We start from the raw sequence: 7881 nt of genomic DNA, 5'->3' as shown, positions 1-7881 counted from the left end.
TCTCGTTCTCAGCAGAGCCCATAGGGTCTGATGTCATCACTCACAGTGCCCATCCCGCCGGACGCTGAGGTCCGGCGTGTCGGGCCGGAACCACCGTTCGTTGCACAGGCCCGTCGTAGCAGACGACGTCGGGGTGCTCGTACTGCAGCGCGTCGGCGATCTGCTCGTAGGCGGAGCGGGCCTCGGCGGAGAACAGCCGCATCGCCGCGACGCCGCCGTCGGGCCACTGCTCGCCCTTCGCCGGGTCGGGCAGGTCGGTGCGGATCCGCAGCGGGGTCGCCCCGGTCGCGGCGACGGCCTCGGCGAACCGCTCGGGGACCGGGTAGGTGACGCGGTGGCCACGTGCGACCAGCTCGGCCATCACCGGCAGGTTCGGGTGGACGTGGCCGTGCGCGGCGGTGGTCGACATGAGGACGTGCACCACCCGAGTGTGCCTTGACCGGCCCGGGACGCGCCGACGAGTATCGCCGGATGGCCCGGCTGCGCTGCGACGTCGTCGCCGACTCCCTCGGACTGGCCACCTCGGTCACGGTGCTGCTGCCCCAGCCGTCGCGCACCCGGATCGGGGGCGGGGTGCGCGACCTCGACGCCCCGCCGCCGGTGCTCTACCTGCTGCACGGCCTGTCCGACGACGACACCGCCTGGACCCGCTACACCTCCGTCGAGCGCTACGCCGACGAGCTGGGGCTGGCCGTGGTGATGCCGCAGGTGCACCGCAGCTTCTACACCGACCAGGCCTACGGCGGCCGCTACCGCACCTGGGTGACCGAGGAGCTGCCCGCTCTGGTGGCGCGGTTCTTCCGGGTGTCGGCCGACCCGGCGGAGACGTTCGTGGCCGGGCTGTCGATGGGCGGCTACGGGGCACTGTCCTGGGCGCTGTCCGAGCCGGACCGCTTCGCGGCCGCGGCGTCGCTGTCCGGAGCGCTGGACCTCGCCGCGCTGGCCGCGGGTCCACCGCGCGAGGAGGACCCACGGATCTGGGAGCGGATCTTCGACGGCGTCCCGGTGGCCGGGAGCGACGCCGACCTGTTCGCGCTGCTCGACCGGCTCGACCCGGGAGCGGCGCCCGCCCTGTACGTGTGTGCCGGGACCGAGGACCCGCTGCACCCGCAGTCGGTGCGGTTCGCGGAGCGGGCCCGGGCCGCCGGAGTGGCCGTGACCTCCTCGTTCGGCCCCGGCGAGCACGAGTGGGGCTACTGGGAGGCCCGGATCCGCGACGTCCTGGAGTGGCTGCCGCTCCCCCACTGACGCCGTCCCGGTTCCGCGGCGTCGGCCGGGGTGCGGTGTCGGCGAGGCGGGGCGGGTGTCAGCGGGGCGCGGGGACCAGGCGGACGGGCTCGCCCGCCGCGGGGTGCAGGAGCAGGGCGTCACCGTCGGTCTCGACGCGGACGGCCCCGGAGACCCAGCGCGCGACCGGCACGTTCTCGCACCCGATCAGGGTGCTGGGGCCCGCCGTCGCGCGCAGGGCGCCGTCGCCGCCGAGGGTCCACTCGCCGCTCTGGCCGTTGCAGCCGTCCGAGCCGGTCCAGGTGCCGTCCGGGGCGAACTCGGCGAACGCGCGGCCCTGCGCGGTGCCGTCGGCGGGCAGCCAGCGCACGCCGGTGAGGTCGGAGGCCGCGGCGACGCGCGGGCCGTCGCGGTCCGCCGCGCCATCGGGATCGCCGCCGGGATCGCCGGCCGCACCGCAGCCGGACAGGACGAGCACGGCGGCGAGTGCGGCGAGTGCTGTTGTCCGGTTCGTCACCTCCCCGGTGTACCGGATCGCGGACCCGGCCGGGGCGGTCAGCTCCCGGCCTCGTCGTCGCGGTGCGCGGCGCCGATCTCGAAGGCGGGCAGGCAGACGGCCACGTACTCCGCCCCCTCGGGACCGGGCGAGCTGTAGCGCACCCACTCCCCCGGGGCGGTGTGCACGGCCTGCCCGGCGGCGACGGTGAGCTCGCCGCCGTCGTACTCGACGTGCAGCGCGCCGCGCAGGACCAGGGTGTACTCATCGAACTCCGGGGTCTGGCCGGGCTCGGCCCAGCCGGACGGGCTGCGCATGTGGGCGACCGACACCGCGCCGTCGCCGGAGTTCACCCGGCCCACGTACTCGTCGATGGTCTTGGGCGGGGTCCCGGCGGCGGTGACCCGGCTGGCGTTCTCGATCAGCTTCGGCACCGCACCATCCTGCCGCGTCAGTGCTCGGCGGGCGGCCGGGGTGCGGGCAGCGGTGGCGCGGGGCGCCCGTCCACCGGCTCGGCGGGGAACGGTCCGCCGTGCGCGGACAGGTCGATGCACACCGACCAGGCGGGCGGCAGGACGAGCACCGTCTGGTCGGCACCGGGCCGCATCGGGTGCCGGTAGTGCGCGGCGACCCAGCTGCGGTTGCGCCAGTGCCCCTCGACCCGGACCACGCCGACCACCTCCCGTGGTGTCCCCGCGGGACGACCGCGACGGTACCCCGCGGGAACCGCCCCGGGGGAATACCCTGGGGGGGTATGAGCGCTCCAGCGGGCGTCCACGACGTCGGGAGGTAGACGATGCACGGCGAGCCACGGGCGGCCTCGGCCCCGCAGGAGCACGGGACGCACCCCGGGGGTGGTCACGGAGGGCACGCCGACCACGCGGGACACGGACACGCCGACCACGCGGCGGCGTTCCGGGACCGGTTCGTCGTCGCGCTGGTGCTCGCCGTCCCCGTCGTCGGGTTCAGCGCGATGACCGGGATGCTGCTCGGGTACACGCCACCGGCGTGGTCGGCGTGGGTCCCACCGGTGCTCGGCACCGTGATCCTCTTCTGGCCGGGGTGGCCGTTCCTGTCCGGCGCCGTCGCCGAGATCCGGGCACGCCGGCCCGGGATGATGCTGCTGATCGGCATGGCCGTGGGCGTCGCGTGGGTGGCGAGCCTGCTGAGCTCGCTCGGCGTCGGTGGGCTGGACTTCTGGTGGGAGCTGGCGCTGCTGGTCGTGATCATGCTGCTCGGGCACTGGCTCGAGATGCGTGCGCTCGGCCAGGCGTCCGGAGCCCTCGACGCACTGGCCGCGCTGCTGCCCGACACCGCCGAGCGGATCGAGGCCGACGGCACGATCGGCACGGTCGCACCGGCCGACCTGACCGTCGGCGACGTCGTGCTGGTCCGGTCCGGCGCCCGGGTGCCCGCCGACGGCACGGTCGTCGACGGCGCTGCCGAGGTGGACGAGTCGATGATCACCGGCGAGTCCCGGCCGGTCGCGCGCGGGACCGGCGACCGCGTGGTCGCGGGTACCGTCGCCACCGACTCGGCGCTACGGGTCCGGGTCGACGCGGTCGGCGAGGACACCGCGCTGTCGGGCATCCGCCGCCTGGTCGCGAACGCGCAGGCCTCGCGCTCCCGGGCCCAGGCACTCGCCGACCGCGCGGCGGCTCTGCTGTTCTGGTTCGCCGCGGGTGCCGGGGTCCTGACCTTCGCCGCGTGGACGCTGCTCGGCGACACCGCGCAGGCGGTCACCCGCACCGTCACCGTGCTGGTGATCGCCTGCCCGCACGCGCTCGGGTTGGCGATCCCGCTGGTCATCGCCATCTCCACGGCCCGCGCGGCGCGGTCCGGGGTGCTGGTGACCGACCGGCTCGCGCTGGAGCGCACCCGCACCGTCGACACGGTGCTGTTCGACAAGACCGGCACGCTGACCACCGGCAGCCCCCGGGTCGTCGGGACCGCGGGCGCCGCGGAGACCCTGGCCCTGTCCGCCGCCGTCGAGGCCGACAGCGAGCACCCGCTGGCCCGGGCGGTCGTCACCGCGGCCGACGGGCGGGACGTCCCGGTCGCCGAGGGGTTCCGCTCGCACACCGGACGCGGTGTCTCCGCGACCGTCGACGGGCGGCCGGTCGCGGTGGGCGGCCCGGCGCTGCTGCGCGAGCGCGGTCTCGGTGTGCCCGCGGAGCTCGCCGGAGACGTGCGCCGGTGGGGCGACGACGGCGCCACCGTGCTGTACGTGGTGACCGGTGCGGAGCCCGGCGAGGTGGTGGGCGCGCTCGCGCTCGCCGACGCGGTCCGCCCGGAGTCCCGGGCCGCGGTCGACGCACTGCACGCCCGCGGTGTGCGGGTCGTGATGCTCACCGGCGACGCGCGCCCGGTCGCCGAGGCGGTCGCCCGCGAGCTGGGCGTCGACGAGGTGGTCGCCGAGGTGCTGCCCGAGGGCAAGGACGAGGCGGTGGCCCGGCTCCAGGACCGCGGCGCGGTCGTGGCGATGGTCGGCGACGGCGTGAACGACGCCCCGGCGCTGGCCCGGGCCGACGTCGGCATCGCGATCGGGGCCGGAACCGACGTCGCCGTCGCCTCGGCCGGGGTGGTCCTCGCCTCGTCCGACCCGCGCGGGGTGCTGTCGGTGATCGCACTGTCCCGCGCCGGGTACCGGAAGATGCTGCAGAACCTGTGGTGGGCGGCCGGCTACAACCTGGTCTCGGTGCCGCTCGCGGCCGGGGTGCTCGCCCCGGTCGGGTTCGTGCTCCCGCCCGCGGTCGGCGCGCTGCTGATGAGCCTGTCGACGGTCGTCGTCGCGCTCAACGCGCAGCTGCTGCGCCGGGTGGAGCTGCGCCCGGACCGGCTGGTCAGCTGACCCGGGGTGGCGCCGTCGTCGCCCGGACCACCAGCCGGGTCGGCACCTCGACATCACCGGGGACGCCGCCGGGGACATCACCGGGGACGCTGCCGCCCAGCGCGGCGAGCAGCGCCCGGGCGGCGAGCTCACCCTGGCGGCGAACCGGCTGGGCGACCGTGGTGAGCTCGGCGACGGCGGCCGAGTCGTGGTCGTCGAACCCGACCACCGACACCTGTCCCGGCACCGTCACGCCGGCGCGGCGCAGGGTGCGCAGCACGCCGACGGCGAGCTCGTCGGACATCGCGAACACCGCGGTCGGCATCACCGGCAGCGAGAGCAGCTCGGCGGCCGCGGCGTCGCCGTCGGTCACCCCGGCCCCGGTGGCGACGACCGGGCCGTGGGAGCGCCCGGCCTCGGCGTGCGCGTCGGCCCAGCCGTCGCGCCGGTCGGTCGTCGTGGCGCGGCCGTTGGCCTCGTCGGGGTCGAACGACACCAGCGCGACGCCGCGGTGGCCGAGCCCGAGCAGGTGACGGACGGCGGTCCTGGCACCGGCGCGGTCGTCGATGCCGATCCGTGGCCGCCCGGGCATGTCCCCGCCGAGTACGACGACCGGGATCCCCAGCGCGTCCAGCGCCGCGGCCTCGGTGGTGTCGATGGCCGAGGCGACGACGATCAGCCCGTCGGCGCGACCGCGCACCGGCAGCGTCGCGAAGAAGTGCGCCCGCGCCTGCGGGTCACCGAGGTTGTGCAGCTGGGTGACGTGCCCGGCCGCGGACAGCACGCCCTCCACCCCGGCGACGGCCTCGGCGAAGAACCAGCGGGTCGGGAAGCGGGCGAGCACGGCGACCGTCAGCGGCCGGACCGGGACGGAGTAGCCGAGGGAGGCCGCCGCCCGCCGGACGCGTTCGCGGGTGTCGTGCGAGACGGGGGTGCCCTCGCGCAGGGCGCGCGACACCGTCGCCGGCGAGACCCCGGCGAGCTCGGCGACCCGCCGGACACCCACCCGGCGTACGACCTCGCGCACCGGCTCGTCCGTCACGGGGGTCATCGTGCCCACGTCTCGACAGCGGTTGCAACTGGATGAAACACTCTGCAACACCGCCCCGCCCACGATCCGTACCCGGGAGCATCATGTCCGTGCACGAGCAGGACTGGTGGCGCAACGCCGTCGTCTACCAGGTCTACATCCGCAGCTTCGCCGACGGGAACGGCGACGGGACCGGTGACCTCACCGGCCTGCGCAGCAGGCTCGACCATCTCGACCGGCTCGGCGTCGACGCGATCTGGATCAACCCCTGGTACCCGTCGCCGCTGGCCGACGGCGGCTACGACGTGGCCGACTACCGCGCGATCAACCCGATGTTCGGCGACACCGCGCAGGCCGAGGCGCTGATCGCCGAGGCGCACGAGCGCGGCATCAAGGTGCTGCTCGACATCGTCCCGAACCACCACTCCGACGAGCACGTGTGGTTCCGGCAGGCGCTGGCCGCCGGCCCCGGCTCACCGGAGCGCGAGCGCTACCTCTTCCGCGACGGCCGCGGCACCGACGGCGAGCTCCCGCCGAACAACTGGCAGTCGATGTTCGGCGGGTCCGCGTGGGAACGGGTCGTCTCCCCCGACGGGACCCCGGAGCAGTGGTACCTGCACCTGTTCGACATCCGGCAGCCGGACGTCAACTGGGAGCACCCGGAGATCCGCGCCGACTTCGAGGAGACCCTGCGCTTCTGGTTCGACCGGGGCGTGGACGGGTTCCGTGTCGACGTCGCGAACTCGATGGTGAAGGAGCCCGGGCTGCCCGACATCGTCGAGGGCGTCAACGACACCCAGGACGGCAGCCACCCCTACCTCGACCGCGACGGCGTCCACGACATCTTCCGGTCGTGGCGCCGGATCGGCGACACCTACGACCCGCCGCGGGTGTTCGTCGCCGAGGCCTGGGTGCCGGACCCGCAACGACTGGCCCGCTACCTGCGCCCGGACGAGCTGCAGACCGCGTTCAGCTTCAACTTCCTCACCGCCGCCTGGCTGGCCGACGACCTGCGCGCCAACATCGACGACGCGATCGCCGAGAACACCCGGGTCGGCGCACCGGCGACCTGGGTGCTGTCCAACCACGACGTCTGCCGGCACCCCAGCCGGCTGGCCCGCAAGCCCGAGGCCGGGCGCGGCTGGAACCTCGACGACGTGATCGCCCTGCCCGCCGACCCGGAGCTCGGGCTGCGCCGGGCCCGCGCGGCGACGCTGCTGATGCTCGCGCTGCCCGGCACCGCGTACCTCTACCAGGGCGAGGAGCTCGGGCTGCCCGAGGTCGAGGACATCCCGACCGACCGGCTCGACGACCCGACCTGGGAGCTGTCCGGGCACACCCTGCGCGGACGCGACGGCTGCCGCGTCCCGCTGCCGTGGGTCGCGGACGCGCCGGGCTTCGGCTTCGGCCCGTCCGGCGAACCGTGGCTGCCCCAGCCCGCGGTCTTCGCCCGGCACGCCGCGGATACCCAGGAGGCCGACCCGGACTCGGTGCTGCACCTCTACCGCGACGCGCTGGCCATCCGCCGCGCCCATCCCGCGCTCGGCGGCGGCACCCTGACCTGGCAGGAGTCGCCGGAGGGCACGCTGGCCCTGACCCGCACCTCCGACGCCGGCGACGGCGGCTTCACCTGCCTGGTGAACGTCTCCTCCGCGCCGGTGTCGCTGCCCGAGGACGCCGAGGTGATGCTGGCCAGCGGCCCGCTCACCGCGCGCGGCGAGGTCCCCGCCGACACTGCGGTGTGGCTGCGCCACTGAGCTGCGCCACTGACTCCTCCACCACGACGGCCGGGCCGGGCTGGTGCCCGGCCCGGCCGTCGGCGGCTCAGGCCACGATCGGCAGCCCGGCGAACCAGACCTCGCGCAGCGTGCGCTCGGTCCAGCGCCAGACCCGCCGCGCGACGACCGGGTCGAGCGCGTGGGTGGCGACCCCGCCCGCCACTCCCGGCCCGACCGGTCCCGCCTCCGCGAGCCCGGCGAAGTAGCGCCCGCTGATCCCCCCGACCAGCGGTGACGCCGCGGCCAGTACGACCGTCGCGGCCCCCTGCTCGGGGTCGACCCCCACCGGGCCGGGGTCGGCGGCGTTCACCGCGATCCCGTCGCCCGACCAGCGACGCGCGGCCTCGACCGCGTGCAGCAGCGCAGCACTCCGGGACCGGGCGTGGGCGAGGTGGGGCCTGTGCAACGAACGGTGGTTCCGGCCCGACACGCCGGACCTCAGCGTCCGGCGGGATGGGCACTGTGAGTGATGACATCAGACCCTATGGGCTCTGCTGAGAACGAGACGGGTTCGGGTCGG

The 7881-nt window shown here is 75.5% G+C and carries 9 protein-coding genes; 3 read left to right on the top strand and 6 right to left on the bottom strand.

Going from position 1 to position 7881, the window contains the following annotated elements; translation table 11 throughout:
- Positions 1 to 40: 40 nt before the first annotated feature.
- Positions 41 to 421, bottom strand: a complete 381-nt coding sequence (locus FVA95_RS26735; protein WP_193564431.1) for a hypothetical protein — start codon at positions 419 to 421, stop codon at positions 41 to 43.
- Positions 422 to 435: 14 nt separating this feature from the next.
- Here FVA95_RS26735 and FVA95_RS26730 point away from each other — a divergent pair, with 14 nt between their 5' ends.
- A complete protein-coding gene (locus FVA95_RS26730) occupies positions 436 to 1248 on the top strand; it encodes an alpha/beta hydrolase family protein (RefSeq protein WP_240051756.1) in 813 nt (270 codons plus the stop codon).
- 58 nt (positions 1249 to 1306) lie between these two features.
- Here the strand turns inward: FVA95_RS26730 and FVA95_RS26725 are convergent, their stop codons facing one another.
- Genes FVA95_RS26725 through FVA95_RS26715 form a run of 3 tightly spaced genes read right to left on the bottom strand, consistent with a single transcriptional unit; the run spans position 1307 to position 2393 of the window.
- Positions 1307 to 1744: an META domain-containing protein gene (locus tag FVA95_RS26725; protein WP_161992476.1), complete on the bottom strand. Its 438-nt coding sequence runs from the start codon at positions 1742 to 1744 to the stop codon at positions 1307 to 1309.
- Between the two features lie 38 nt (positions 1745 to 1782).
- Entirely contained in the window at positions 1783 to 2157 is a 375-nt protein-coding gene (locus FVA95_RS26720; protein ID WP_149666592.1) for a cupin domain-containing protein, read from the bottom strand.
- Positions 2158 to 2174: 17 nt separating this feature from the next.
- Positions 2175 to 2393, bottom strand: coding sequence for a hypothetical protein (locus FVA95_RS26715; RefSeq protein ID WP_149666591.1), 219 nt, complete (start codon positions 2391 to 2393; stop codon positions 2175 to 2177).
- A gap of 126 nt (positions 2394 to 2519) precedes the next feature.
- On the opposite strand from FVA95_RS26715, the gene FVA95_RS26710 reads away from it, so the two are divergent.
- Complete coding sequence (locus FVA95_RS26710) at positions 2520 to 4574, top strand: copper-translocating P-type ATPase (RefSeq protein WP_149666590.1); 2055 nt, start codon at positions 2520 to 2522, stop codon at positions 4572 to 4574.
- Here the strand turns inward: FVA95_RS26710 and FVA95_RS26705 are convergent.
- Entirely contained in the window at positions 4567 to 5604 is a 1038-nt protein-coding gene (locus FVA95_RS26705; protein WP_149666589.1) for a LacI family DNA-binding transcriptional regulator, read from the bottom strand. The two genes, FVA95_RS26710 and FVA95_RS26705, sit on opposite strands and share 8 nt — an antisense overlap.
- A gap of 83 nt (positions 5605 to 5687) precedes the next feature.
- Here FVA95_RS26705 and FVA95_RS26700 point away from each other — a divergent pair, with 83 nt between their 5' ends.
- Entirely contained in the window at positions 5688 to 7340 is a 1653-nt protein-coding gene (locus FVA95_RS26700; RefSeq protein ID WP_149666588.1) for a glycoside hydrolase family 13 protein, read from the top strand.
- Positions 7341 to 7407: 67 nt separating this feature from the next.
- On the opposite strand, the gene FVA95_RS26695 is transcribed toward FVA95_RS26700, so the two are convergent.
- Entirely contained in the window at positions 7408 to 7767 is a 360-nt protein-coding gene (locus tag FVA95_RS26695) for a hypothetical protein (RefSeq protein ID WP_149666587.1), read from the bottom strand.
- Positions 7768 to 7881 lie beyond the last annotated feature (114 nt).

Origin of the sequence: Pseudonocardia sp. EV170527-09, assembly GCF_008369905.1 — a bacterium.
Taxonomy (GTDB): Bacteria; Actinomycetota; Actinomycetes; order Mycobacteriales; family Pseudonocardiaceae; genus Pseudonocardia.
Note: the sequence above shows the minus strand (reverse complement) of the source record. Positions and strands in the feature narration are given on the sequence as shown.